The 25,953-nt window shown below is 70.5% G+C and carries 26 protein-coding genes; 15 read left to right on the top strand and 11 right to left on the bottom strand.

Features of this window, described 5'->3' with window-relative positions:
- Positions 1-299 precede the first annotated feature (299 nt).
- The gene (locus tag ACFY36_RS31940) at positions 300-1,739 is read right to left on the bottom strand and encodes a peptide MFS transporter (RefSeq protein WP_499749623.1); all 1,440 of its coding nucleotides are present in this window, start codon (positions 1,737-1,739) and stop codon (positions 300-302) included.
- A gap of 35 nt (positions 1,740-1,774) precedes the next feature.
- On the opposite strand from ACFY36_RS31940, the gene ACFY36_RS31935 reads away from it, so the two are divergent.
- The gene (locus tag ACFY36_RS31935; RefSeq protein WP_499749622.1) at positions 1,775-3,202 is read left to right on the top strand and encodes an NAD-dependent succinate-semialdehyde dehydrogenase; all 1,428 of its coding nucleotides are present in this window, start codon (positions 1,775-1,777) and stop codon (positions 3,200-3,202) included.
- Here ACFY36_RS31935 and ACFY36_RS31930 read toward each other — a convergent pair.
- Entirely contained in the window at positions 3,192-3,725 is a 534-nt protein-coding gene (locus ACFY36_RS31930) for a GNAT family N-acetyltransferase (RefSeq protein WP_499749621.1), read from the bottom strand. The genes ACFY36_RS31935 and ACFY36_RS31930 overlap by 11 nt on opposite strands.
- A 71-nt stretch (positions 3,726-3,796) precedes the next feature.
- Here ACFY36_RS31930 and ACFY36_RS31925 point away from each other — a divergent pair, with 71 nt between their 5' ends.
- The 4 genes from ACFY36_RS31925 (at position 3,797) to ACFY36_RS31910 (ending at position 7,464) form a co-directional block, all read left to right on the top strand.
- Positions 3,797-4,204: a GntR family transcriptional regulator gene (locus tag ACFY36_RS31925; RefSeq protein ID WP_499749620.1), complete on the top strand. Its 408-nt coding sequence runs from the start codon at positions 3,797-3,799 to the stop codon at positions 4,202-4,204.
- Positions 4,201-5,079 (top strand): ABC transporter ATP-binding protein, encoded by an 879-nt coding sequence (locus tag ACFY36_RS31920; RefSeq protein ID WP_499749619.1) that lies wholly within the window; start codon positions 4,201-4,203, stop codon positions 5,077-5,079. The genes ACFY36_RS31925 and ACFY36_RS31920 overlap by 4 nt, the downstream gene beginning before the upstream one ends.
- Positions 5,076-6,086 (top strand): ABC-2 membrane transporter-related protein, encoded by a 1,011-nt coding sequence (locus ACFY36_RS31915; protein ID WP_499749618.1) that lies wholly within the window; start codon positions 5,076-5,078, stop codon positions 6,084-6,086. The genes ACFY36_RS31920 and ACFY36_RS31915 overlap by 4 nt, the downstream gene beginning before the upstream one ends.
- A gap of 241 nt (positions 6,087-6,327) precedes the next feature.
- Positions 6,328-7,464, top strand: a complete 1,137-nt coding sequence (locus tag ACFY36_RS31910) for a sugar ABC transporter substrate-binding protein (RefSeq protein WP_499749617.1) — start codon at positions 6,328-6,330, stop codon at positions 7,462-7,464.
- Between the two features lie 58 nt (positions 7,465-7,522).
- Here the strand turns inward: ACFY36_RS31910 and ACFY36_RS31905 are convergent, their stop codons facing one another.
- Together ACFY36_RS31905 and ACFY36_RS31900 are read right to left on the bottom strand one after the other, a co-directional pair.
- Positions 7,523-8,251 (bottom strand): alanyl-tRNA editing protein, encoded by a 729-nt coding sequence (locus ACFY36_RS31905; RefSeq protein WP_499749616.1) that lies wholly within the window; start codon positions 8,249-8,251, stop codon positions 7,523-7,525.
- Positions 8,244-8,723, bottom strand: a complete 480-nt coding sequence (locus ACFY36_RS31900) for a MarR family winged helix-turn-helix transcriptional regulator (protein WP_499749615.1) — start codon at positions 8,721-8,723, stop codon at positions 8,244-8,246. The genes ACFY36_RS31905 and ACFY36_RS31900 overlap by 8 nt, the downstream gene beginning before the upstream one ends.
- Positions 8,724-8,770: 47 nt before the next feature.
- Between ACFY36_RS31900 and ACFY36_RS31895 the strand changes: the two genes are divergently transcribed.
- From ACFY36_RS31895 to ACFY36_RS31885, 3 genes are all read left to right on the top strand, one after another.
- Positions 8,771-9,493, top strand: a complete 723-nt coding sequence (locus ACFY36_RS31895; RefSeq protein ID WP_499749614.1) for a TspO-related membrane protein — start codon at positions 8,771-8,773, stop codon at positions 9,491-9,493.
- A 10-nt stretch (positions 9,494-9,503) separates the two neighbouring features.
- Positions 9,504-9,767, top strand: coding sequence for a hypothetical protein (locus ACFY36_RS31890; RefSeq protein WP_499749613.1), 264 nt, complete (start codon positions 9,504-9,506; stop codon positions 9,765-9,767).
- A 143-nt stretch (positions 9,768-9,910) separates the two neighbouring features.
- Positions 9,911-10,786, top strand: a complete 876-nt coding sequence (locus ACFY36_RS31885) for a hypothetical protein (RefSeq protein WP_499749612.1) — start codon at positions 9,911-9,913, stop codon at positions 10,784-10,786.
- 16 nt (positions 10,787-10,802) lie between these two features.
- Here the strand turns inward: ACFY36_RS31885 and ACFY36_RS31880 are convergent, their stop codons facing one another.
- The 3 genes from ACFY36_RS31880 to ACFY36_RS31870 are packed head-to-tail and all read right to left on the bottom strand — an operon-like array spanning position 10,803 to position 12,596.
- Positions 10,803-11,834, bottom strand: coding sequence for an LLM class flavin-dependent oxidoreductase (locus ACFY36_RS31880; RefSeq protein ID WP_499749611.1), 1,032 nt, complete (start codon positions 11,832-11,834; stop codon positions 10,803-10,805).
- A gap of 1 nt (position 11,835) precedes the next feature.
- A complete protein-coding gene (gene smpB, locus ACFY36_RS31875) occupies positions 11,836-12,321 on the bottom strand; it encodes an SsrA-binding protein SmpB (RefSeq protein ID WP_499749610.1) in 486 nt (161 codons plus the stop codon).
- Positions 12,322-12,332: 11 nt separating this feature from the next.
- Positions 12,333-12,596 carry a hypothetical protein gene (locus tag ACFY36_RS31870; protein ID WP_097323815.1) on the bottom strand — a complete coding sequence of 88 codons (264 nt, stop codon included), beginning with the start codon at positions 12,594-12,596 and terminating at the stop codon, positions 12,333-12,335.
- 123 nt (positions 12,597-12,719) lie between these two features.
- Here ACFY36_RS31870 and ACFY36_RS31865 point away from each other — a divergent pair, with 123 nt between their 5' ends.
- From ACFY36_RS31865 to ACFY36_RS31855, 3 genes are read left to right on the top strand one after another with little or no spacing between them, the layout of a single operon-like run.
- On the top strand, positions 12,720-14,804 hold the full coding sequence (locus ACFY36_RS31865) for an MMPL family transporter (protein ID WP_499749609.1): 2,085 nt from the start codon (positions 12,720-12,722) through the stop codon (positions 14,802-14,804).
- 26 nt (positions 14,805-14,830) lie between these two features.
- Entirely contained in the window at positions 14,831-15,829 is a 999-nt protein-coding gene (locus tag ACFY36_RS31860; protein WP_499749608.1) for an NAD(P)-dependent alcohol dehydrogenase, read from the top strand.
- Positions 15,829-16,788: an amidohydrolase family protein gene (locus ACFY36_RS31855; RefSeq protein ID WP_499749607.1), complete on the top strand. Its 960-nt coding sequence runs from the start codon at positions 15,829-15,831 to the stop codon at positions 16,786-16,788. Before ACFY36_RS31860 ends, ACFY36_RS31855 begins: the two co-directional genes overlap by 1 nt.
- Here the strand turns inward: ACFY36_RS31855 and ACFY36_RS31850 are convergent.
- Positions 16,764-17,558 (bottom strand): IclR family transcriptional regulator, encoded by a 795-nt coding sequence (locus ACFY36_RS31850; RefSeq protein WP_499749606.1) that lies wholly within the window; start codon positions 17,556-17,558, stop codon positions 16,764-16,766. The genes ACFY36_RS31855 and ACFY36_RS31850 overlap by 25 nt on opposite strands.
- A gap of 72 nt (positions 17,559-17,630) precedes the next feature.
- On the opposite strand from ACFY36_RS31850, the gene ACFY36_RS31845 reads away from it, so the two are divergent.
- The 4 genes from ACFY36_RS31845 to ACFY36_RS31830 all read left to right on the top strand — a co-directional run bounded on the left by ACFY36_RS31845 (position 17,631) and on the right by ACFY36_RS31830 (position 20,104).
- Positions 17,631-17,954, top strand: a complete 324-nt coding sequence (locus ACFY36_RS31845; protein ID WP_499749605.1) for a putative quinol monooxygenase — start codon at positions 17,631-17,633, stop codon at positions 17,952-17,954.
- 173 nt (positions 17,955-18,127) lie between these two features.
- Positions 18,128-19,006, top strand: coding sequence for an arginase family protein (locus tag ACFY36_RS31840; RefSeq protein ID WP_499749604.1), 879 nt, complete (start codon positions 18,128-18,130; stop codon positions 19,004-19,006).
- A gap of 47 nt (positions 19,007-19,053) precedes the next feature.
- The gene (locus ACFY36_RS31835) at positions 19,054-19,908 is read left to right on the top strand and encodes an NAD-dependent epimerase/dehydratase family protein (protein ID WP_499749603.1); all 855 of its coding nucleotides are present in this window, start codon (positions 19,054-19,056) and stop codon (positions 19,906-19,908) included.
- Between the two features lie 55 nt (positions 19,909-19,963).
- A complete protein-coding gene (locus tag ACFY36_RS31830; RefSeq protein WP_499749602.1) occupies positions 19,964-20,104 on the top strand; it encodes a hypothetical protein in 141 nt (46 codons plus the stop codon).
- A gap of 28 nt (positions 20,105-20,132) precedes the next feature.
- Here the strand turns inward: ACFY36_RS31830 and ACFY36_RS31825 are convergent, their stop codons facing one another.
- The 3 genes from ACFY36_RS31825 to ACFY36_RS31815 form a co-directional block, all read right to left on the bottom strand.
- The gene (locus ACFY36_RS31825; RefSeq protein ID WP_499749601.1) at positions 20,133-20,525 is read right to left on the bottom strand and encodes a hypothetical protein; all 393 of its coding nucleotides are present in this window, start codon (positions 20,523-20,525) and stop codon (positions 20,133-20,135) included.
- 281 nt (positions 20,526-20,806) lie between these two features.
- On the bottom strand, positions 20,807-24,088 hold the full coding sequence (locus tag ACFY36_RS31820) for a S8 family peptidase (protein ID WP_499749600.1): 3,282 nt from the start codon (positions 24,086-24,088) through the stop codon (positions 20,807-20,809).
- Between the two features lie 77 nt (positions 24,089-24,165).
- Entirely contained in the window at positions 24,166-25,896 is a 1,731-nt protein-coding gene (locus tag ACFY36_RS31815) for an ABC transporter ATP-binding protein (RefSeq protein ID WP_499749599.1), read from the bottom strand.
- Positions 25,897-25,953: the final 57 nt, after the last annotated feature.

The raw sequence follows: 25,953 nt of genomic DNA, 5'->3' as shown, positions 1-25,953 counted from the left end.
GCGTAGTCGACGTGGAGCCTGAGAATCTCCCCGATCTCCGCCGAGATCGGATCGAAGTAGTCGCTGCGATACGCGGGATCGGTCGTCGTCCTGGACGTCCCGGATGCGGGCACCTCCGGCGAACAGGCCAGGCTGAGCCGGCCCGCGTAGAGCTGCGTGCTGGTGCTGGCACCGCCGTCCGGCAGGACGTCGGTCAGGGAAGCGGGGGACAACGCCACGTACAGCAGCGGAACGGCGACCGGCCACAGCCAGCAGACCGCGACCATCGCCCCTCGCACCGGCATCCGGGCCGCGATGTGTCAGCGGATGCCGCCCATCAAGCGGCGAATCCATGGGCTCAGGGCGAACAGAATGCCGCCGAGGGCGATCGCTATCAAACCCAGGATGCCGAAGTACGCCACCTCGTGTTCCTCGCTGTAGTAGCCGGCGAGCGTGCCCGACAGGGCTGTGCCCAGGGCGACCGACAAGAAGAACAACGCGACCATCTGAGTCTGGAAGGCGCGCGGGGCCAGCTTGGTCGACAGGGACAGTCCGACGGGGGAGAGCAGCAGCTCGGCGACCGTGAAGACCAGCAGGATGCCGGCGAGGCCGAGCAGCGGGACGCTCGGGTTGCCGGCGAAGGGCAGGAACAGCAGGAACGCGACGCCCATGACGGCCGTGCCGGCGGCGAACTTCACCGGGGTGGAGGGCTGCCGGTCGCCGAGCCGGGTCCACAGGGCGGCGAAGACGCCGGACAGGATGATGATGAAGACCGGGTTGATCGACTGGACCCAGCTGACCGGCATCGTCCAGCCGAAGATGTCGCGATCGAGCCTTTTGTCGGAGTAAATCGTGACTACCGTGAATTGCTGCTGGTAGAGCGACCAGAAGGCCGCCGACGCGATGAACATGGGGATGAACGCGTAGACGCGCCGGCGTTCGACGGTGTCGATCTTCCGGCTGGTGAGGATCACCGCGAAGTAGGCCACGGCGGCCAGGATCGACAGGACCACCACGATGTCGGACAGGTGGTCGGCCGGGATCAGGCCGGTGAGGGCGAGCACCGCGATCACCGCGACCACCGCCACGGCGGCGCCCAGGACCAGCGGCCGGCGGCCCGGCGGCAGCGGGTTCGCCACCCGGCTCGCGGCCGGGGGCAGCGAACGGCGGGTGAGCGCGTACTGGGTCAGGCCGAGCGCCATGCCGACCGCGGCCAGGGCGAAGCCCCAGTGGAAGCCCGCCTCCTGCTGGAGCACGCCGGTCAGCAGCGGCCCGACCAGCGCGCCCAGGTTGATGCCCAGGTAGAACAGGGAGAACCCGGCGTCGCGGCGCTCGTCCTCCGGCGCGTACAGGGTGCCCACGATCGACGTCGCCGTGGCCTTCACGCCACCGCTGCCCAGCGCGATCAGGACCAGGCCCACGGCCACCCCCGCGATGCCCGGGACCACGGCCAGCCCGATGTGCCCGCACATGACGAGGATCGCGCTGCCGAACAGCACCTTCTCCGGGCCGAACAGGCGGTCGGCCGACCAGGCGCCGATCACCGTGGCCAGATAGACCGAGCCGCCGTACGCCCCGACGATCGAGGTCGCCGTGGTCTGGTCGATGCCCAGGCCGCCCCGCGAGGCCTCGTAGTAGAGGTAGATCAGCAGGATGCCCTGCATGCCGTAGAAGGAGAACCGCTCCCACAGCTCGACCCCGAAAAGATTGGCCAGCGGTCGGGGCTGGCCGAAGAAGGTGCGTTCAGTCGTCTCCAGCATTGGCCCCGATTACCCAACAGGACCAGACTGGGACCGTGGAAACTGAACTCTTCATCGGTGGCAAGTGGGTCCCCTCCTCGACCGGGGACCGTTTCGACGTGCGGGACCCGGCGACCGGCGACGTCATCGCCACCGTCGCGGACGGGTCGGAGGCGGACGCGATCGCGGCGGTGGACGCGGCGGCCGAGGCGGGCCGGGCCTGGGCGGCCACTGCTCCGCGGGTACGGGGTGAGGCGCTCCGGAAAGCCTGGGAGCTCATGACCGAGCGGGCCGACGACCTGGCCAAGCTGATCAGCCTCGAGAACGGCAAGGCCCTGATCGACGCCAAGGGCGAGGTGACGTACGCCGCCGAGTTCTTCCGCTGGTTCGCCGAGGAGGCCGTCCGTGGCGCCGGCGACTTCGCCACCGCGCCCTCGGGCGCCAACCGCATCCTGGTCACGCGCCAGCCGGTCGGCGTCTGCGTGCTGGTGACCCCGTGGAACTTCCCGGCCGCCATGGCCACCCGCAAGATCGGGCCGGCGCTCGCCGCGGGCTGCACGGTCGTGCTCAAGCCGGCCAGCGACACCCCGCTGACCGCGCTCGCCATGGCCGCCATCCTGGCCGAGGCGGGTGTGCCCTCGGGCGTGGTCAACGTGCTGCCCTCGCGCAGCTCGGGCAAGGTCGTGGGCCGGATGCTCAAGGATCCGCGGGTCCGCAAGCTGTCGTTCACCGGCTCGACCGAGGTCGGCCGCATCCTGCTCGCCCAGGCCGCCGACAACGTCGTCAACACGTCGATGGAACTGGGCGGCAACGCCCCGTTCGTGGTCTTCGCCGACGCCGACCTCGACGCCGCGCTCGACGGCGCGATGATCGCCAAGATGCGCAACGGCGGGGAGGCCTGCACGGCCGCGAACCGCTTCTACGTCGAGTCGTCCGTCGCCCCGCAGTTCTCGGCGAAGCTCGCCGAGCGCATGGCCGCGCTGCGCGTGGGCCCCGGCACCGACGAGAACACCCAGGTCGGGCCGCTGGTCAACGAGGACACCGTCGGCAAGGTCGACAGCCTGGTCAAGCAGGCCCTCGAGGGCGGCGCGACCGCGGCCACCGGCGGCTCCCGGCCCGAGGGCCCGGGCTACTACTACCCGCCGACCGTGCTGACCGGGGTGGCGCCGGACGCCCCCATCCTGCGCGAGGAGATCTTCGGGCCGGTCGCCCCGATCGTCACCTTCACCGACGAGGACGAGGCCGTGCGGCTGGCCAACGACACCGAGTTCGGCCTGGTGGCGTACGTCTACACGAAGGACCTGGCTCGGGGCCTGCGGGTCAGCGAGGCCATCGAGGCGGGCATGGTGGGCCTCAACCGGGGGCTGGTCAGCGACCCGGCGGCGCCGTTCGGCGGGGTGAAGCAGAGCGGCATCGGCCGCGAGGGCGGCCACGAGGGCCTGCTCGAATACCTCGAGTCGAAGTACATCGCCGTCAACTGGTGATGTTCTTTCTCATTCGTACGAGCGGGACGGGGGCACCCCCGCGGGCGTCCTCGACCCGCTCGACGGCCTGGAAGCCGTAGTTCTCGTAGAGGGGCTGCCCGGACAGGGTGCCCATCAGCTCCAGCATCGTGAAGCCCTCGGCCGCCGCGGCCTGCTCGCACAGCGACAGGATCATCCGGCCGACGCCACGGCGCGTGTGACCCGGGTGCGTGTACATCGCCCGTACCTTGGCCGGGTCTCTGGAAGGGTCCAGCAGGGCCGCGTCGCGGCCGGTGGAGTGGTCGCCGCCGTAGAGCGTGGCCCGCCGGCTCCATCCGCCGCAGCCGGCGATCTCGTCGCCGTCGAGGATCACGAAGTACGTCTTGTCGTCGATCAGCTGCGTGTCCAGCCCCATGATCGCGTTACTGCTGGCGACCTGCTCCGGTGTCAGGAAGCTTTTCTGGTTCTCCGCGATCGCTGCGGTGATCAGGGGTTTCAGCGCTTCCAGGTCGGCGTGCGAGGCGAGCCGGCTCGTCAGAGTCATGCCCTTCATCTTCCTCCATGAGAGACCCACTGCTATTGTGCTATTCACCTAGTGAAATAGAAGGGTCAAGGATGATCGAGTTTCACCTGGATGCGCGCTCCGGTGTCGCGCCCTACCTGCAGCTGATTCAGCAGGTCCGTCACGCTTTGCGGCTGGGAGTGCTCAAGCAGGGCGACCGGCTGCCCACCGTCAAGGACGTGGTGGCCCGCGTGGCGATCAATCCGAACACGGTGCTCAAGGCCTACCGCGAGTTGGAGTACGAGGGCCTGGTGCAGCCCCGCCCCGGCCTAGGCACCTTCGTCACCCGCACGCTCGCGGGCGACGACGCGGCGATAGCGGCGCACGAGCCGCTGCGCCGCGAGCTCACCGGCTGGCTCAGCCGCGCGCGGGCCGCCGGTCTGGACGACGAGGACGTCGAGGCGCTCCTCATCAGCACCTTTCGTGAGTTTTCGGAAGAACGAGCGGGGAGACGGGGATGACTAGCATCGTCACCACCATCGGCCTGACCAAGCGGTACGGGCGGCGTACCGCGCTCAGCGACTGCACCCTGGACATCCCGGCCGGCCACGTGGTCGGCCTGGTCGGCCCGAACGGGGCCGGCAAGTCGACGCTTCTGCAGCTCACCTGCGGTCTGCTCAGGCCGACCGAGGGCCGCATCGAAGTGCTCGGCCAGAGCCCGCACACCGGCTCCTCGCGCCTCGGCTTCGTCGCGCAGGACACGCCGGTCTACGGCAACCTGACCATCGCCGATCACCTGCGGTTCGGCGCCCACATGAACCCGGGCTGGGACAAGGCGCTCGCGGAGGGGCGCATCGCCGAACTCGGGCTCGACCCGTCGCAGCGGGCCGGCAAGCTCTCCGGCGGCCAGCGGGCGCAGCTCGCCCTGACCCTGGCCATCGCGAAAAGGCCGGAACTGTTGCTGCTGGACGAGCCGGTGGCCGCGCTCGATCCGCTGGCCCGCCGCGAGTTCCTTCAGGGCTTGATGTCGTACGCCGCGGAGCACGGCACCAGCGTCGTCATGTCCTCGCACCTGGTGGCCGACCTCGAACGGGTCTGCGACTACCTGATCGTGCTCGTGGCCTCACGCGTCCGCGTGCACGGCGACGTGGAAGAGCTGCTCGGCACCCACCATCGGCTCACCGGTCCGCGCCGCGACCCGGAGACGCTCGGCCCCGGCCTGGACGTCGTACAGGCCAGCCACACCGACGTGCAGTCGACCCTCGTGGTGCGCAGCACGGCCCCGGTCGACGATCCGTCCTGGACGGCGGACCGGCTCGACCTGGAGGACATCGTCCTCGCCTACATGACCCAGGCCGGCGCCAACGGCCGCGACCGCGTGCTGGAGAAGCGATGATCTGGCTGACCTGGCGACAGTTCCGCATCCAGGCCTGGGTGGCGGCGGTCTTCGCCGTCGCCGTCGCGGCCGCGCTCGCGGTGACCGGCCCGCACCTGTTCGACCTCTACCGGACCAGCGGCCTGGCCGACTGCACGGCCGACTGCGGCGACCTCGCCGACACGTTCATCATTCAGGCCGGGACGAGGCTCAACACGATTCTGTACGGGGTGGGCACGGCTGCCCTTCTCCTGATGCCGGCGCTGGCCGGCATCTTCTGGGGCGCTCCCATGGTGGCCCGCGAGCTCGAGACCGGCACCCATCGGCTGGTCTGGAACCAGACGGTGTCCCGGCGCCGCTGGATCCTGACCAAGCTGATCGGGGTCGGCCTGGCCACGGTTCTCACGGCCGTCGTGATCAGCGCGATGGTGACCTGGTGGGCGGCGCCGCTCGACGACGGCAAGTCAGGGCGCATCTCGCCGGAGCTGTTCTCGGCCCGCGGGATCGTCCCGATCGGCTACGCGGCGCTCGGCTTCGCGGCCGGCGTGCTGATCGGCATGCTGCTCCGGCGGTCGATCGCGGCCATGGCGGTGACGCTGCTGGTGGTCGTGGTCGTCCAGGTGGCGGTCCCGTTCTTCGTCCGGGAGCATCTGACCACCCCGGTCACCAGCTCCACCGCCTTCGACCCGGAGAACATCAGCTCGCTCGGCATCAGTGAGGACAACACCATCACCGTCCGGGCGGCTTCGCCGGTCGAGGACGCCTGGGAGCTGTCGAACGTCACGGTCGGGCCGGACGGCAAGGAGTTCAAGGGCCCCATCGACCCGGCCAAGTGCGGCCCCGAAGCCACCGGTGGGAAGCGGGAGTGCGACAGGTATCTCGGCACGCTGAACCTGACGCAGAAGAGCACGTACATCCCGGCGGACCGGTTCTGGAGCCTTCAGTGGCGGGAGCTCGGGCTACTTTTGGGAGTCACGGCGCTTCTGGGGCTGGCCTCGGTCTGGTGGATTCAGCGAAAAGTCGCGTGATTACGGACTTGTCGGAAAGGTCGGCGGTTCGGGGGAGCGCCGGCCTTCTCACGCGCTTGACCAGGGCATGATCATGAACGTCGATACCGTACGTAGTTGACGCGTGCTTACTGACGGGAAATGAACTATTTTTCTCTCCGGCACCGTACCCCTTGTCGAGTGCATTGACGGGTATCCGATACTGGGTCCGCTCGTTCGGGCGTTTCACAGCTCGGGTTCCACCGGAGAGGACGACTTCCCCATGCGCAAGAAATTGTTGGCCCTCGCCATGGCGGGTGTGATGGCGACAGCCACCATGACTGCGTGTGATGACGGCGACGACTCGAGCGACGCGAGTAACACCAGCACGAGCGGCGGTGGCAAGGCCCGCGTCGGCGTGATCCTGCCCGACACCGTGAGCTCGCAGCGGTGGGGCAACGACGACCCGAAGTACCTGAAGCAGGCGTTCGACAAGGCCGGTGTCCCGGTCGACATCCAGAACGCGCAGGGCGACGAGGCGAACTTCGTCAAGATCGGCGAGTCGATGATCAACAGCGGCGTGAAGGTGCTGATCATCGCCAACCTCGACGCGGCCAGCGGCAAGGCCGTGCTCGACAAGGCCCGGGAGAACAAGATCCCGACGATCGACTACGACCGGCTCACCCTCAACGGCGGCGCCAACTACTACGTCAGCTTCGACAACGAAGAGGTCGGCAAGCAGCAGGCGCAGGCGCTGAACAACTGCCTGCGCGCCCGGAACATCAGCAACCCGATGATCGCCGAGCTGAACGGCTCGAAGGCCGACAACAATGCCACGCTGTTCAAGAACGGCTACGACGGCGTGCTCCAGCCGATCTACGACGACGCCCGGGCCAAGAAGGGCCCGGACCAGTGGGTGCCGGACTGGGACCCCAAGGAGGCCGAGAAGATCTTCACCCAGATGCTGCAGCAGGCCCCGGACATCAGGGGCGTGCTCGCCGCGAACGACGGCATCGCCGGCGCGGTCATCAAGGTGCTGAAGAAGAACGGCCTCAACCGCAAGGTGCCGGTGACCGGCCAGGACGCCACCCTCGAGGGCCTTCAGGCCGTGCTGAGCGGCGACCAGTGCGTCACCATCTTCAAGCCGCTCGAGCAGGAGGCCGCCGCGGCCGCCAACATGGCCATCGACCTGTTCAAGGGCCAGACGCCCAAGGTCACCGAGCAGATCAAGGACCCGGAGTCGGGCGCCTACATCCCGTTCCGGTCGATCCTTCCCCAGCCCATCACCAAGGACAAGATCAACAACGTGCTGGCCGCCGGCTTCGTCGAGAAGTCCAAGCTCTGCGCCGGGGCGTACGCCAAGCTCTGCACCACCAACAAGATCGGCGTGACCGCCACCGCGGACGCGGACGCCGAGTAGCCCCGCCCGGCCGCCCCGTCTCCGCCCCGAACGGGGTGGAAGGCGGGGCGCCGGTGTGTCAGGCGGCGGCCAGGCGGATCCGTACGCGGCGGTTCTGCCGGCCCTTGCTCTCCACCTTGACCACCTCGACCCGCCCGACCTGCCGCGTCGAGGCGACGTGGGTGCCGCCGTCGGCCTGCACGTCGAGCCCGACGATGTCGATGACCCGGATCTCCGGCTCCTCCAGCGGGGGCAGCGCGTCCCGCGTACGCACCAGGGTCGGAATCCGAAGAGCCTCCGCGCGGGGCAGCACCCGGGCCACGATCTTCCGGTCCGCCGCGATCTCCGCGTTCACCGCGTCCTCCAGCGACTGCTTGAAGCCGGCCGGGACCTCGGGCAGGTTGAAATCCATCCGGGCCTCACCCGGCTGCATGTTCCCGCCGGTGACCATGGCCCCGAAGTCGCGGAACACCGTGCCGCAGAGGATGTGCAGCCCCGAGTGGGTGCGCATGAGGGTCGTGCGCCGCTCGTCGTCGATCGCACCGCGCACCCTGGTCCCGGCCGGCGGGACAGGATCGCCGGGCGCCGGGATCAGCCGGAAGTCGTCGCCCTTGCGGGTGTCGACGATCCGGGTGCGCACCCCTTCCCAGAGCAGCACCCCGTGGTCGGGCGGCTGGCCGCCCCCGCCCGGATAGAACGCCGAGCGGTCGAGCACGATGCCCTGCTCGGGGTCGGCCGGATCGGACCAGACCACGGCGCAGTCCCACTCCCGCAGCGTCGGGTCGGCCCAGTCGAGACGTTCACCCATCACCCGACCCTAGGCCAGGCGCGTCCGGCCGCGCTGCCCCGGTGTGGCGGCGGTGGAGGCGGGCCAGGTCGTGCAGGACCTCGGTGACCAGGCGGCGCTGCTCGGCGGGCAGGCCGGCGGCGACGCCGGCGATGTCGTCGGCCAGGGGCCGCAGCTCGGCCAGCAGGACGCTGGTGGCCCGGGAGGTGGCCGTGAGGATCTGGCGACGGCGGTCACCGGGGTGAGGGGCACGGCCGACCCAGCCGGCCCGCTCCAGGCGGTCGACCAGGCCGGTGGCGGCGCCGGAGGTGAGGCCCAGCAGGCGGCCCAGCTCGACCGGGCCGATCGGCTCCCCGGCCACCAGGAGGTGTTTGAGCGCCAGGAAATCGCCGGCGCTGAGCCCCATGCGGCGGGCCGTCGCCGCGTCCACCTCGGCGGCGGCGGTTGCCAGATGGTGCACAGCCCAGGCCAGCTCGTCCGGCGACGGCTCCATGGGGTCTAGCTTAGAAACTAAGCTACTCAGTTGCCTAGGGGCGGACGATGGACGGACCACGATCCCTGGCGCTCGCCGGCGCCTGCACGGCCTTCATCGCGGTGCCGAACCTGGGCGCCCTGCTCGGCCCCGGCGAGCAGACCGACCGGTACGACACCGCGATCACCCCGCCCGGCTACGCCTTCGCGGTGTGGGCGCCGATCTTCACGGCCTGCGCCGCGTCGACGATCGCCCAATGCCGCTCGTCGGCCCGGCACAGCGCGGTGAGCCGCCGGACCGGCTGGCCGCTGGCCGCCGCCTACGCCGCGAACACCGCGTGGTCCCTGGCCGCACAGAGCAACCGGTTCGCCCTGACGCCGTACCTGCTGCCCGTGGCCGCGACCCTGGCCGCCACCGCCCATCTGCGCCTGCAGCGACTGCCCGCGGGCCCCGGCCCCACGACGATCACCGCCACCAGCACCGGCCTGCTGCTGGGCTGGACCGCCCTGGCCAGTGTCGTCAACGTGGTGGCGGCCCGGCCCTCTCGCAACACCCCGCGAACCGTGCCCGCCGCCACCGCCGCCCTGCTGGCCACCGCGGCCGCGGTGACCACCGCCGTGACCCGCAGCCGCCGGGGAGGCCGGGCGGTGGCCCTGACCTCCGCCTGGGGCCTGGCCACCTTGGCCGCCACCCGCCGGCGCCCCACCACGGTCCGGGCCGCCGCCACCACCGGCGCCGCCGCCATCACCGCCGCCGCCCTGACAACCGCGACCGACAGAGGCCGCCGTTAGGGTCCGCGTCATGAGTGGCTTTCGGGGCGCTGTCCGGCAGCTGTGCCGTCGCGACGACGACCGGGTGCTGGCCGACCTCGTCGTGACCGACGCCGACTTTCCCTGGCTCTACGCGGCCGTGGTGGCACTGCGCTCACCCGAACGGGCCGACGTCCCCGAGTTCCTGCTCCACCTCGACGGCGATGAGGGCTGGTGGCGCTGGAGCGATGAGCCCTTCAGCGGCGGCGACCCGGCCGGTCCGGACCACACGGCCGAGCGGCCACCGGGTGGCTGACGCCGGGCCGGGTGCGCCCCCTGAACGTCCGGGATCGGGTGAGCGGAACGGCGAACCCGCGAGCGGTAAACGGAGGCTCGGCCCGGCGCGTCACTCCGCGGGGGTATGGCGCTGTTTTATCCAGACATGTCACCGTCCCTCGCATGCGAAGATTCCCGAGGCGAACGGCGCTGGTCGTGGCCGTGACGGTGCTGTCCGCGTTCGTGTCCGTCCCGCCGGCGGCCGCCTTCGACGGGCGCGTTCCCGACAGCCGGTCCCGGACGCCGGCCGGCGAGCTCACCGCGTACTACTGGCACGGCCTCGACCGTGATCCCGATTCCAGCGGCTTCGCCATGTACTCGGCGTTCGCCGGCAAGGACTGCCGGTGGGGCCTGCTCGACGCCGGCGTCCGCATCCTCGATTCCACGGAAGCGCACCGCAAGTGGCGTACCAACGAGGCGAAGGCCGGCGCGATCTACGCCTCCCTGCTCAACCGCGGACCCCGCGCGGCCGAGCTGAAGTTCTCTCGCGCGGCCATCGCCGACCACGGCATGCGGTGGGCGATCAGCCGCGTTCAGGCCTCCGCCGAGTTCCGCGGCCGGCTCAGCGCGATCTGCGCCGGCCGGAAGTCCTCGAACGCGGGCGTCTGGGCCGGAGGGGACGCCATCGTCAAAGCCATCGGGATCAACAACGGGGCCGAGGACCTGGTCAAAGCGTGCGGCGTCGGACTGCTCATCGACACCTTCGCGCCGATCCGCGTGCTGTACCGCGCCCCGCTCAAGATCAAGGCTGCCAAGCTGGCCGCCGGGCAGGTGGTCGTGAGGACGGGCGGCGCCTGTATCGCCGCCTACCGCATGCTCCAGGCCGCCGACGAGATCGCCACCACGACGAACTACGGGGTGGAGAACAATCCCGTCTTCGTCGAGGTCGACACCCGCAGCCGGTGGACCGTCACCGGGCGCTGGTGTGACACGTCGGTCCGGGTCGGCCCGGCCGTGACCGCGTGGGGCACGGCCCACAAGGCCACCTATCGCTGCTGATCGTCCGCGCCCCGGCCTAGGAGCCCAGGAGCTCCTTGACCCTCGGGATCACCTGGGTGCCGTACAGCTCAATCGATTTCATCATCTGCTCGTGCGGGAGCGTGCCGGCCGAATACTTCAGGTCGAAGCGCTGGATGCCCAGCTCCTTGATGGTGCGGGCGACCTTCTGGGCGACCGTCTCGGGAGAGCCCGCGTGCCAGGCGCCCTCGGTGATGTCGTGTTCGAAGCGGTCGCGGGCCATCGGGGGCCAGCCCCGTTCGCGGCCGATGCGGTTGAGCATGGTCCGGGCGTGCGGCCACAGCGTCTCGACGGCTTCGTCGTCGGTGTCGGCGACGAAGCCGGGGCAGTGCACCGCCACCGGCTGGTCGGGCCGGCCGAACTCCTTCAGGGCATGGTGGTAGAGCTCCACGTACGGCGCGAAGCGCACCGGCTCGCCGCCGATGATGGCCAGGACCAGCGGGAATCCGTACTTGGCGGCCCGGACCACCGACTCGGGGCTGCCGCCCACGCCGATCCACGTGGGGATGCGGCCGGACTCCGTCTTGGGGTAGACCTGCTGGCCCGCCAGGGGCGGGCGGACCGAGCCGGACCAGGTGACCGGGCCCTCGGTGAGGAGCTCGGCCATCAGCTCGGCCTTCTCCTCGAACAGCTTCTCGTAGTCGTGCAGGTCGAAGCCGAACAGCGGGAACGACTCGGTGAACGAGCCACGGCCCAGGGTGATCTCGGCGCGGCCGTTCGAGACGGCGTCGAGGGTGGCGAAACGCTCGTACACACGCACGGGATCGTCGGAGCTCAGGACCGTGACGGCCGTGCCCAGCCTGATCTTCGACGTCCGCGCCGCGATGGCGGCCAGCACGATCTCGGGGGAGGAGACCGCGAAGTCGTCGCGGTGGTGCTCGCCCAGGCCGAAGGCGTCGACGCCGACCTTCTCGGCCAGCACGGCCTGCTCGACGACGTTGCGGATCACCTCCGCGTAGGGGAGGCGCTTGCCGTGTGCGTCGGCGGTGACGTCGCCGAAAGTATCGAGTCCGAATTCCACCATGATCATCCTACCGGCGGGTTCTGCCCTTCAGGCGGCGGCCCATCTCGCGCGCGATCTCCTTCTCGGCGTCGCGCTTGGCCATGACCTGACGTTTGTCGTACGACTTGAGTCCGCGCGCCATGCCGAGCTCGACCTTGGCCCAGCCCTCGCTGAAGTACATCGACAGCGGCACCAGGGTGAGCCCGTTGCCGTCGTTCAGCTGCGACAGGATCTTGACGATCTCGGCCTTGTGCAGCAGGAGCTTGCGGGTACGGCGCGGGGCGTGGTTGGTCCAGCTGCCGTACCCGTACTCCGCGATGTGCAGGCCGTAGAGCATGATCTCGCCCTCGTGCTCGGCGGCGAACGCGTCGACCAGCGAGGCGCGGCCCTCACGCAGCGACTTGACCTCGGTGCCGGCCAGCACGAGGCCCGCCTCCCACGTCTTGAGGATGGCGTAGTCGTGCCGTGCCTTCTTGTTCGAGGCGATCAGCTTGCGCCCGGTCTCCTTGCTCACGACCACTTAATTTAGGGCACGGGCCGCCGCATGGAGTACGTGACACTGCTCAACCGGTGCGGCTCGTTGTGCACGTGCATCGCGGCCCGGTCGTACGCCTGCCACCCGGCCGCCCCGGCCCGGTTGAGGTGGCGCAGGTCGTCGTAGCGCTCGTCGGTGCCCCAGCGCAGCGTGCCGCCGGGGTGGTGGAAGGTCGCTGTCCAGTCCATGAAGCGGTCGGCGCCGAGCGTGCCCGCGGCACGGTATTCGAGCCGTGCGTATTCCCAGTTCGTCACCCGAGGGATTATTCACCATCAACGTCCGCTGTGGATCTCCCCTGAGATAACCCTGAGGTACGCCTTCGGGGGCTTCTGCGTGCCCGCCCACGGACTTACGCTGCCCGCCGGGGGGAATTCATCATGGGGAGATTTATCTGCGGCCGCCGTTCCAAGTGGATCGTGCTGGCCCTGTGGATCGTGATCCTGGTCCTGACCGCGCCGCTCGCGGGCAAACTGGGCAGCGTCGAGAAGAACGACAACTCGGCCTGGCTGCCCGGCGGGGCCGAGTCCACGCAGGTCATCGAGGAGTCGCGCGCGTTCCAGCCGGACGACATCGCACCGGCCATCGTCATCTACGAGCGGCCGGGCGGCATCACCCCGGCCGATCTGTCCAAGGCGCAGGCCGACGCGGCCGAGATGAAGAGCGTCCCGGGTGTGACCGGCGAGATCGTCGGCCCCATCCCGTCGGAGGACAAGCAGGCCATCCAGCTCATCGTCCCCGTCAAGATCGACGATGACGGCTGGGAGGCGCTGCCCGACATCGCCGAGCAGATCACCCAGATCGCCGAAGGGGGCGCCACGGTCTATCTGGCCGGCCCGGTGGCCAGCGCCGCCGACTCGGCCGACGCTTTCGCCGGCATCGACGGCACCCTGCTCTACACCACATTGATCGTCGTCGCGATCATCCTGCTGATCACGTATCGGAGCCCGGTCCTCTGGCTGTTCCCGATCATCAGCGCCGGTGTGGCCCTGATGGTCGCCCAAGCGGTGATCTATCTCCTGGCCAAGTACGCCGACCTGGTGGTGAACGCACAGAGCGCCGGCATCCTGACCGTGCTCGTCTTCGGCGCCAGCACCGACTACGCGCTGCTGCTGGTGGCGCGATATCGGGAAGAGCTGAGACGCCACGAGGACCGGCACGAGGCCATGCAGCTGGCGCTGCACCGGGCCGGCCCGGCCATCATCGCCAGCGCGGCCACCGTGGCCATCGGCATGTCGATCCTGGCCCTGGCCGAGCTGAACTCGACCAGCGGCCTCGGCCCGGTCGCCGCGATCGGCGTCGTCGTCGGCCTGGCCGCCATGGTCACGTTGCTCCCGGCCATGCTGGTGATCTGCGGGCGGTGGCTGTTCTGGCCGGTCAAGCCGAAGTTCGGCACGCCCGAGCCGACGGCGACCGGATTCTGGGCCCGGATCGGCAACCGCATGGCCCGGCGGCCCCGCACAGTGTGGATCGTGACGGCGCTGGCCCTGGGCGCGATGGCGCTCGGCCTGCTCCAGCTCAACGCGACCGGCCTCACCTCGGCCGAGCAGTTCACCAGCGACAAGCCGTCGGTGGCGGCCGAGGAGGTGCTGGCCCGGCACTTCCCGGCCGGTGGCGGCCAGCCGGTCACGGTCATCGCCAACGCCGCGCAGGCGGCGCAGGTCAAGACGGCCTTCGAGGGCGTCGACGGCATCGTCGCGGTGGCCGATCCGGTGATCAAGGACGGCAAGGCCCTGATCGACGGCACCCTCGAGGCGGCGCCGGACAGCGAGGCCGCTCAGCAGACCGTCGAACGGACCCGCGACGCCGTGCACGCCGTGCCGGGAGCGGACGCCAAGGTCGGCGGCACGTCGGCCGCGCTGCTCGACATCAACAACGCCAACAAGCACGACAACCGGCTGATCATCCCGCTCGTGCTGCTCGTGGTCCTGCTCATCCTGGCCGTGCTGCTGCGGGCGATCGTGGCGCCGCTGATCCTGATCGCCACGGTGGTGCTGTCGTTCGCGGCCGCGCTCGGCGTGAGCGTGCTGGTGTTCCGCCACATTCTCGGCTTCCCGGCCGAGGACACGTCGTTCCCGCTGTTCGTCTTCGTGTTCCTGGTCGCCCTCGGCATCGACTACAACATCTTCCTGATGACCCGGGTGCGCGAGGAGGCCCAGCAGCACGGCACCCGCAAGGGGGCGCTGATCGGGCTCGCGGCGACCGGCGGCGTGATCACGTCGGCCGGCATCGTGCTCGCCGGCACCTTCGCCGCGCTGGCCAGCCTGCCGCTGGTCGCCTTCGTGGAGATCGGGTTCGCGGTGGCGTTCGGCGTCCTGCTCGACACCCTGATCGTGCGGTCGGTGCTGGTCACGGCGCTGAACCTGGACGTCGGCCGGCACATGTGGTGGCCGTCGAAGCTGGGCAAGGCCCGGGAGCCGGAGGAGAAGCCGTTGTCACCATCTGAACCGGAGCTAACGCACTAGGGCGGCAACGGCGCAGAGTCCGCGTCATGAAGGCTGTTCGAGTACACGCGTACGGAAAAAGGCCCTCGGTGGACGACGTGCCGGAACCGAGGGTGACCGGCCCCTTCGATGTGCTGGTCCAGGTCGGGGCGGCGGGACTCTGCCGCACCGACCTGCACATCGTGGAGGGGCAGTGGGCCGAGAAGTCCGGCGTCCAGCTGCCGTATGTGATCGGGCACGAGAACGCCGGCTGGGTGCGTGAGGTCGGCTCGGCCGTGACCAACGTGGCCCCGGGCGACGCGGTCATCCTGCACCCGCTGGTGACCTGCGGGCTGTGCGGGCCGTGCCGCCGCGGCGACGACGTGCACTGCGAGAACTCGCGGTTCCCGGGCATCGACAGCGACGGCGGCATGGCCGAGCTGCTGCTGACCAGCGCCCGCTCGGTGGTCAAACTGGCCGACGGCCTCGAACCGGCCGCCGTGGCCGCCCTGGCCGACGCCGGACTGACCGCGTATCACGCCGTCCGCAAGGCCGTTCCGCTGCTGCATCCGGGCGCCACCTGCGTCGTCATCGGCGCCGGCGGCCTAGGCCACATCGGCATCCAGTGCCTGGTCGCGATGACCGCGGCCCGGATCGTCGTGGTCGACCCGAACCCGCGCGCCCGCGAGCTGGCGACGCAACTGGGCGCGCACGAGGTCGTCGAGAGCGGCGAGGACCTGACCGACTCGGCCCACATCGTGCTCGACTTCGTGGGGGAGCAGGGCGCCGAACGCGAGGGCCTCGCCATCACCCGGCGGGCCGGCAGCTACTTCGTGATCGGGTACGGCGGGAAGATCGACATCCCGACCATCGACCTGATCTCCACCGAGCGCAACATCATCGGCAACCTGGTCGGCTCCTACACCGACCTCGACGAGCTGATGACGCTCGCCGCCCAGGGCCAGGTCACCCTGCACACCAGGCAATATCCGCTGGCGGCGGTGAACGAGGCCATGGACGACCTCGAGGCGGGACGACTCCAGGGACGCGGGATCCTGGTCCCCTGATGTACGAGGGCTACTTCGTCGTCGACGGCCACTGCCGGCTCTGGGACGGCGGCCCGGCCAACCAGATCAACCGGTACGGCGAGGGGTTCACCCGGTGCCTGCACGGCTACCACTCGAACCTCTCGCCGGCCGGGTACCGGTGGCCGCTCGAGGAGTTCGAGCGGGTCGGCGAGAAGCAGATGCTGCACGACCTGTTCGACGTGGGCCACGCCGACGTGGCGATCCTGCAGACGACCGGCCTGACCGACTGGTTCGTCAACGGCTTCACCACCACCGGCCACCACGGCGAGGTGGCGGAGCGGCATCCGGGCCGTTTCATCGTCAACGGCTCCTTCGACCCGCGTGACGGCGAGGCCGGTCTGGAGAGACTGGAGCGGCTGTACGAGCGGTGGAAGCTGCCGGGCGTGACGCTGTGCACCGCCGAATGGAAGGGGAACAGCAAAGGCTGGAAGCTGAGCGACCCGTGGGCGTACCGCTATCTCGAACTTTGCGAACAGCTGGGGATCTGCAACATCCACGTGCCCAAGGGCCCGACGGTCTACCCGATGAACCGGGACGACTTCGACGTGGCCGACGTGGACGACGCGGCGACCGCGTTTCCCGGCCTGAGGTTCATCGTCGAGCACGTAGGGCTGCCCCGGCTGGAGGACTTCTGCTGGATCGCCACGCAGGAGCCCAACGTCTACGGCGGCCTGGCCATGGCGATGCCGTTCCTGCACAGCCGGCCGCGGTACTTCGCGCAGATCATCGGCGAGCTGCTCTACTGGCTCGGCGAGGACCGCCTGCTGTTCGGCAGCGACTACGCCGTCTGGCATCCGAAGTGGCTGGTCGAGCAGTTCGCCGCCTTTCAGATCCCGGACGACATGCAGGGGGAGTACGGCCGGCTGACCTCCACGGCCAAGGAGAAGATCCTCGGCCTGAACGCGGCCCGGCTCTATGACATCGACGTGCCCGGCTGAAGCCGCCCGCTGCGGGCCGCCCCGGCCAGGGCCACCGCCCGCGTGGCCCGGACGGCCCCGATCCGTACGGCCCGCTCCACCGACCACCGGTCCGTCCGCAGCCGCAGGGTCGGCATCGAGATCGCCACCGCCCCCACGAACCGGCCGGCGGCGTCGGTCACCGGCGCCGCCATGCAGCTGAGCCCGGCCTGGAACTCGTCCACCTCGACGGCCAGCCCGGTGCCGGTGACCTGCCGTAGCTGCCGCAGGAGCACGGCACGGTCGGTGACGGTCGCCGCCGTCACCTCCGGCAACCGCACCCCGTCGAGCACCCCCGGCAGCATGGCCAGCATCAACTTCCCGAAGGCGGTCGCATGCGGCACCTGATGAAAGCCCACCCCGAGCGGGTTGATCCGCGGATGCTCCGGGCACTCCTCGACATGCGCCACGATCATCTCGTCGTCCCGCAGCGCCGCGTAGTAGGCGGCGGCCCGCGCCTCCCGGTGCACCACCGAGGCCACCCGGCGTACTTCCGGCGGCACCGCGATCTGCCGGTGCAGCCCCCGGGCCAGATCGTCGACGCGGTGACCGAGCGCGTAGGCCCGCTCGTCGGCCAGATGCACCAGATAACCACCACCCACCAACGTCGTGAGCAGGTGATACGTGGTCGGGAGGGTGAGGCCGAGGGCCTTGGACAGGTCCTTCGCCGTCACCGGCCCGCCGGCCGCCGCGAAATGATCGAGCACGCGCATGGCCCGTTCCACCGACTGCAGCACCCCGGCGCGCTTCATGTCGTCCAGCCTGCGTCGGGCGGCAAGATGAGAAAACCCGCATAGCTGATCGTGCGAAAGGTGTCGAGTGACATGATCTTCATTACCGCCAAGTTCCGGATCAAGCCCGAGCACGCCGACGACTGGCCGCGCCTGTCCGGCCCGTTCACCGAGGCCACCCGCGCCGAACCGGGCTGCCTCTGGTTCGACTGGTCCCGCAGCCTCGACGACCCGGCCGAGTACGTCCTGGTCGAGGCTTTCCGCGACGGCGACGCCGGCGGCGCCCACGTCGGTTCCGCCCACTTCAAGCAGGCCCAGCAGGACCTGCCGCAATACCTGGTGGCGACCCCGAAGATCATCAGCCAGAGCATCGACCAGAGCGATTGGTCCGAGCTGGGGGAATTGGCGGTGCGCTGAAAAGCAGATCAGGATCAAGATCAATATGTCGTAGCGGGGTGGTGGGTACGGACCGCAACTCCCGTCGAGGGCCCGGGCGGGGCGAGCAGGGCGCTGCGCGCCCAGAACGCTCACCCCACCCGGGCGGCCCGCGGAAATGGTTGCGCTCGAAACCCGAAAACCAGAGGAGCGAGATGACGACCCTGCGGTTGCTGTGGCCCCAGTGGCAGGGAGCGGGAACATCCAGCGTGCGTGAGCTGGCGCCCGAGTTCCCGTTCGACGTGGCCCGGCGCGGCTACGCCGTGGGGTCGGCGGTCCTGGAGGCGGTACTTCCCCCGCACGAGGGGCCGACCGCCGCCGTACCCGTGGCCATGAACGACGCCGGTCTCGAGGAGCGCGACGGCATCGAGGCGAAGGACGCCATCCTCGCCCAACTGGCCGCCGCCCTCGACGTGATCCTCCACCACGACCCGGCCCGCATCGTCACGCTGGGCGGGGAGTGCGCGGTCAGCGTCGCGCCGTTCGCCGCCCTGGCCGACCGCTACGGTGACGACCTGGCGATCGTCTGGATCGACTCGCACCCCGACATCGGCACCCCGCAGAGCGACTATCCCGGCTTCCACGCCATGGCCGTCTCCGCGCTGACCGGCCACGGCGATCCCGACGTACTCCGCCTGCTCCCGGCCACCGTGTCGCCCTCACGCGTAGCCCTGGCCGGCCTGCACGCCTGGACCGGCGACGACATCGGCAACGTCGCCGGCTGGGGCATCCGCAGCTTCGCCCCCGGCGACCTGCGCACGACGTCACAGCCGCTACTGGACTGGCTGGCCGCCACGGGCTGCTCACGCCTGGCCGTGCACTTCGACGTCGACACCGTCGACAGCACCGAGATCGTCCTCGGCCTGGGCGCCGAACCGGACGGCCTCACCGCCACCCAGGTCCGCCGCGTGGTCGCCGACCTCGAAGCCGCCGCCGACGTCGTCGGCCTCACGATCGCCGAGTTCATCCCCCGCCAGGTCATGCACCTGCGACAGCTCCTGACCGGTTTCCCGTTGCTGGACCGGCGTGCCTGACGGCGGGGTGCGAGGATCTAGGGGAACCCTCACCACCCAGGAGCGTCATGCCTCGGATAGCCGTGACCGGCGGCAGCGGCAAACTCGGCCGCGCCGTCGTTCAAGAACTGCTCGACCACGACTACGAGGTGGTCAACCTCGACCGGGCCGCGCCGCGGGAGGCGTCGGCGCCGTTCACGCTGGTCGACCTCACCGACTACGGGCAGGTCGCCGAGGCGCTGAGCGCCATCGACGACCGCTACGACAGCATCGACGCGGTTGTGCACCTCGCGGCGATCCCCGCGCCGGGGCTGCGGCCGAACGCGGCCACGTTCACCAACAACATCACGGCCAGCTACAACGTGTTCGCGGCGGCCCGCGCCGCCGGCATCCGCCGCATCGTGTGGGCGTCGAGCGAGACGCTGCTGGGGCTGCCGCTCGGACCGGACAGCCCGCCGCCGTACATCCCGGTCGATGAGGACTATCCGGCCCGGCCCGAGACGTCGTACTCGCTCTCCAAGCATCTCGAGGAGAAGATGGCCGAGCAGTTCTGCCGCTGGAACCCCGAGCTGACCGCGATCGGCCTGCGCTTCTCGAACGTGATGGAGCCGGCCGACTACGAGGCCTTCCCGTCGTTCGACGCCGACCCGGGGCAGCGCATCTGGAACCTGTGGGGCTACATCGACGCCCGCGACGGCGCCCAGGCCGTCCGCCGAGCCCTGATCTACGACGCGACCGGCGTCGAGGTCTTCGTGATCGCCAACGCCGACACGGTGATGAGCCGCTCCAGCGCCGGCCTGGCCGCCGAATACTTCCCGGACGTCCCGGTCACCCGCGAGCTGGGCGAGCACGAGACCCTGCTGTCGATCGACAAGGCCCGCCGCCTGCTCGGCTACGAACCTCAGCATTCGTGGCGGCAGTAAAAACGGCCCGGGCCCTCTACGTGAACCCGGGGCGGGACGGTGCGTTGATCCCGGGGTGGAGACAACGCTGCTGAAGGTCATGGCTTTCCTGGTGAAGAAGCCGGAGATCGGGTTCGCCGAGCTGGTCGACTACTACGAGAACCACCACGTGCCGCTGATCCTCAGCCTGGCGCCGGCTCCGCCGGCGTCCGCGTGATCGGCACGGCGGGCCGGGCCCACCAGGACTACCTCCGCTGGTGGTCCGCCGAGCCATCACGTACGCAGGTCACGCGTCGGTGCAGTCCTCGAGATTCGACACCGAGAGGGGTTTGAGGACCCGTGCGGCGCGGTCCTTTGGGGAGCGGAAGATCAACGGCTTTGCAGGGCGGAATGTTGAACGTGGCGTAAGCAATCAACTGTCCATCGTTGAAGGCGGGTCCGGCCGGGTACCGCCCCTGTATGGCGATACCTCTGAGCGGGGCGGTCGAACGGTTCTGAATGATCAGCCTCGCCTCTTGTCCCGGGTTGTTGAAATCGTTTCCCATCCACCAGGCGACACGGTCGACGTAGCGGCGTTCGTAACGGGTTTCAGTCAGTTCCTTCAGCCGCCGCTGGTCGTAATACGTGATCGCAGCCACCGCGACCGCTTATCCGCCACCACGCTGCCCCTCTGCCGATGGCCTGGCAGTCTAAGACATCACCGGACCTGGGGTGATTGATGACGGCTCACCCGTCTCGCCAAAGCGACCCCACCGTCTGGTGGCGGCGTCCGGCAACGAGTGGTCCTCATCGTCGCCGTGGAGATCGGTCTGCTCATCCCTGACTCACCCGGGGGTGCGCCATGCCGTGAAGGTAAAGAAGGATGCCCCCCGGGCGGGCGGCCCGGAGACCGCCCGCCCGGAGAACTGACCGGCGCTGGCTACCGGTAGCGGTAGGCGCGGATGATGGTCTGCTTCGTGGTGTTGCCGGCGGTGTCGGATGTGGTGGCGCGCAGGGAGACGAAGCCCGCTCCGCGCGGGTGCTGGATGACGGCCGTGGCCTTGGTTCCCAGGCGCAGGGCCGGGAGGCGATGCCAGGTCTTGCCGTCGTCGAACGAAGCCTCCACCGTCAAGGAGCGCGGGGCGGCCGGGGCCGCTCCGATCTGGCGGTCGAGGGATATGGGCAGGGTCGTCAGGCGGCCCGCGGCGGCCGTGTTGTCGATGGTCAGCGCCGGGGTGTAGCGGACCGCCGTCATCGGCAGGCTGACCAGCTTGCCGTCGGGGACGTGGGACGAGCGGAACGTCCACTCGGCGTCGACCACCGTGGACAGTGGGAAGGCCGGGTCGCTGCGGAACACCGCGTGCACCCGGTAGTCACCGGCCTCGGCCGGCACCTCGGTGGCCTGCGGCGTCCACGCCGACTCGCCGACCAGCTTCCCGTTGCGGTAGATGCTCACGTCGGCGCTGCCCGTGCGCGGGAAGCGGAAACCCTCGTGTCCGCTGCCGTCGCCGTGCAGCGGGCCCGGGCCGCCCATCGTGTCGCCCCAGTAGCGGGCGGCGAACTGCTGCGCGAACTCGGGCTTCGGGAAGACCGGGCCCTCCACACCGTTGGCCCACTTCTCCGTGTACGCCCGTCCGGGCGGCCACGACGTCCAGTCCGACTCGTAGTGGGTGTATCCGAGCTGGCTGCTCGACACCTGCCACTCGGCCTGCTGGTCGCGGTTGTAGTACTCGGTGACCGTGGCCGGGGCGTCGTAGTTGAAGCTGAGCGGACTCTGCCGCGCGTCCGCGCTGCGGTAGACGGCCGAGTTGCCCGGCGCGCGGCCGATGGCCAGGCGGGTCACCGGGACGCCGGGCACGTCGGCCCCGATCGTCGAACGGACCGTGGCCAGGTCGCTCGTGCGGAGCGCCTTCGTCTTGCCGGCGATCATGCGGCCGCGCTCGTAGAAGTAGACGTGATAGGTGGCCGCCGGGGCCGCCCACTTGCCGGACAGGTAGGAGACGTAGCCCGGGGCCGTGCCGCCGCCGACCGCCGGTCCCGTGCGCAGGCGGGCGAAGTTCAGGTTCATCAGCACGCCGTACGGGTCGTTGCTGCCCCAGATCTCCGGCTTCTTGTCGCGGATGGTCCAGCCCGCCTCGTGATAGGCCGGCACCGCCTTGGTGTCGGGCATCGTGATGGTCACCGGCTTGGCCGTGCGGGCGTCCATGGTGATCGTGCGATCACGGTCGAGCACCACCCGCGGGTCGGCCAGCGAGGTGATGACCGGATCTTCTTCGGAGCCGGTGAGCAGGTACGACTGGGCGACGTAGCGGCCCGGCCCGACCGGCACCCGGACGCTGTCGCCGGCGTGCGCGAACGAGAAGACCGTCTGCTTGTCGAGGTCGGTCAGCATGGTCACCCAGCGCGGGTTCTCGCCGGTCACGCCGGGGGTGTTCACGGTGAGCGCGTGCCGGGTCAGGTACATCGCGATCGGCGTCACCACGCGGAGGGCGCCGGCGGTCGCGGTCAGCTCACCGCCGTACGGCTGCTCCTCCAGCCCGGCCGTGACGGCGGCCGTCACGGTCACCGAGGCCGTTCCGCCGGCGGGCACGGTCAGGCTGTCGGCGCTGACCGTGAAGACGCCGGAGGGCGCGTCGGTGCCGAGCTTCAGGTCGAGCGTCACCGCCTGGGTGCCGCTGTTGGCGTACACAATCGTCTGTTTCTGGGTGGTCCCGTCGCGCTGGAAACCGGCGCTCACCGGGTCGCTCGTGACCGGCTGGTCCAAGGCACGCTTGATGTCGACCAGGCCCGAGCCTTGCTCGTACGGCGTCAGACCGGTCCCCGGGTCGGCGGCGGCGGTCAGCGTGGCCTTGAGCTGGGTGGCGCGCCACTGCGGATGCCGCTGCGCGAGGAGGGCGGCGGCGCCGGCGACGTGCGGCGTGGCCATCGAGGTTCCGGAGAGTGAGGTGTACGCCTCCTCGCCGTCGACCGGCGGGAACTGGCCGTCCACGGAGCGGGCGGCCACGATCTGCACACCCGGTCCGGTGATGTCCGGCTTGACGGCGGCGTCCTCGGCGCGGGGTCCCCGGCTCGAGAAGGAGGCCAGCTCCTTGGTCTTGCTGACCGCGCCCACGGTCAGGGCCTTCTCGGCGCTGCCGGGCGACTCGACGGTGCTGTCGCCCGACTCGCCGGAGTTGCCGGCCGCGATGACGAACAACATGCCGTATTTGGCGGTCAGGTCGTCGACGCCCTGCTCGAGCACGTCGATGTCGGGGGTGTCGGGGGCGCCCAGGCTCATGTTGGCCACGGCGGCGCCCTGCTCGGCGGCCCACTGCATGCCGGCCAGGATGTCCGACTCGAAGCACTCCTCGAGGCCGCAGACCTTGGCGCTGAGCAGCTTCGCGCCCGGCGCCACGCCCTTGTAGCGGCCACCGGAGGCGGCGCCGGTGCCGAGGATGGTCGAGGCCACGTGCGTGCCGTGACCGACCGGGTCGGTCAGGTTGCCGGAGCCGGTGAAGTCTTCCGCGCCGGCGACCTGTCCCGCGAAGTCGGGGTGGGTGAGGTCGACGCCGCTGTCGATCACGGCGACCTTGACCCCGGCCCCGGTCAGCCCGGCCTGCCAGGCCGCGGGCGCCCCGATCAGCGGAACGCTGACGTCGAGGGTGGGCTTGCGCTGGCCGTCGAGCCAGACCTTGGTGACGCCGGAGCGCAGCTTGCCGGCCGCGGTGAGGCTCTTCCACAGCTCGGCCGGCTGGCTGCGGTCCTGCTCGTAGGCGACCAGCCCGACGTCGGGCAGCTTCTGGGTGACCCGGGCGCCGGCCGGGGTGGCCGTGCCCTGAACGATCAGCGGCAGGGTGCGCCGGGTGTCGTCGTAGCCGTAGTCGAGCAGCTTCGACACGTCGAACAGGCGCGGGTCGAGGCGGCCGGCGGCCAGCAGGCTCGCGGCGTCGGCCGGGACGACCTCGACGTCCTCGCCGGCGCTGGAGGTGAGGAACGGGATCTTCTCCCGGCCCGGTGCGGGGACGACGTCCACGGTGGTCTGGCCGGCGACGCTGCGGATCTTGACGGTGTCGCCGGTGATGAGGGTGACCGCCTTCGGTTGGGCGGCGAAGGCCGGCCCGGTCGCCGCGGTGGCGGCGGCCGGCCCGGGGGTCTGCGCGGCGGCGAGGCCCCCGCCGGGCAGCGCGGCCCAGGCCGCGACGCCCGCCAGGGCCAGCACCGACGTGATGCGGACCAATCGCATGGTTCTCCTTTGTCGGCAGGCAATGCTTTGGCGGGCAAACTACGCCGGGCGACAGGAGATGATCTATGTAACAAGATTCACAATGGACGATGGCGAACTTTCGCGCTTCCCGCGCGTGCGCCGGCGAGGCGGCGGTAATAGGCGTTGGCGCGGAGCAACTCGTCGTGCGTCCCCTCGGCGGCGACCGCGCCGTCCTCGACGACCAGGACCCGGTCGGCCGCCTGGACCGTGGAGAAGCGGTGGGCGATGACCACGAGGGCGCAGATCCGGGCCACCTCGCGCATCGTCGCGGCCAGGGCCCGCTCGCTGTCGGGGTCGAGGTGGGCGGTCGGCTCGTCGAGCAGGACGAGGGCGGGCCGGGAGAGCAGGCAGCGGGCGATCGCGACGCGCTGCCGCTGGCCGCCGGACAGCCGGCCGCCGCGCTCGCCCACGGAGGTGTCGAGACCGTCGGGCATGCCGGCCACGACGCCGGTCAGCCCCGTCATCGCGAGCACGCGGTCCAGGTCACGCTCGGCGGTGGGCCCGGAGCCGTACAGCAGGTTCTCCCGCAGGGTGCCGGCCAGCAGCGGGCAGTCCTGCTCGACCAGGCCGACGACGGCGCGGTGCCGGGCGTACGGAATGAAGCGGGCGTCGCGCCCCCGCAGCAGGATCGTGCCCCGGTCGGGCTCGTAGAACCGCTCGGCCAGCGCGAACACCGTCGACTTGCCGGCGCCGGACGCGCCCACGAGCGCGACGTGACCGCGCTCGGGCACGGTGAACCGGATGCCGCGCAGCACCGGCCGGGCCGGGTCGTAGCCGAACCACACGTCGCGGAACTCCAGCACGGGCGGCCGCCGGCTCATCGGCACCACGGCCCGCGGATGGTCGCGCTCGACCGGCAGGGCGAGCACCTCGTTGATCCGGTGCAGCGCCCCCGAGCCCTGCTGGATGGCGCCCACGGCCTGGAAGATCTCGTAGATCGGCGCCGACAGATAGGTCATGGCCAGGGTGAAGGCGACCAGGCGGCCCAGCGAGGTCTCGCCCGAGGCGACCCGGGTCGCGCCGACCAGCAGCACGGTCAGGAAGGCCCCGCTGACCGCGAGGTCGTTGGCGGGCCCGCTGAGTGCCGCGAGCTCGGCCATGCGCAGATTCGCCCGGTACGCCCTGGTGGCCGACCCGTGGAGCCGGGAGGCCTCCACCGGCTCGGCCCGGCAGGCCCGCACCGTGCGCATCCCGCCCAGGGCCCGTTCCAGGTCGGCCGAGAGCGCCCCCTCGGCGTCCTGGGCGGTGTGCGAGGCGGCCCGCAGCCGGCGCACCACGGCCAGCAGGCTCAGCACCGAGACGGTGAACAGCGCGACCACCAGCGCCATCAGCGACGGGTCGAGCCGGGCCAGCAGCGCCACCACGGCCACCAGGGCGATCGCGCCGGCCAGCCCGGTGCCCAGGCTCTGCGCGACGAGGGTCTTGACGACGGCGGTGTCACCGCAGGCGCGGGCGATCACATCACCGGTGCGGACGTGGTCGAGCAGCGGCATCCGCACCCGCAGCAGCCGCACGATGAGGGCGAGGCGCAACTGCCGGGTCATGGTCTCCCCGGTGTACGCCTGCACGTAGCGGGCCGTCGCGTGGGCGATGGCCTGGGCCGCGAACAGCCCGGCGAGCGCCGCGAACACCGGCCACGGCACCCGCCCGCCGCTCGCGGCGTCCACCGCGGCCCCGGCCAGCAGCGGCTGGGCCAGGGCCAGGGCCGACCCGAGCAGGCTGAGCCCGGCCGCCACCGCGATCCACCGGCGGTGCCCCCGGGTGAGCCGCCGCAGATCCTGGAACATGCTGCGAAAACTACGTGAATCGGTCAGAAATGGAAGATGTGATCACCCGAGGGGGTG

The sequence above is a fragment of the Actinoplanes sp. NPDC000266 genome, assembly GCF_042899005.1.
In the GTDB taxonomy this organism is placed as follows: Bacteria; Actinomycetota; Actinomycetes; order Mycobacteriales; family Micromonosporaceae; genus Actinoplanes.
This window is presented reverse-complemented; position numbering and strand designations above follow the sequence as displayed.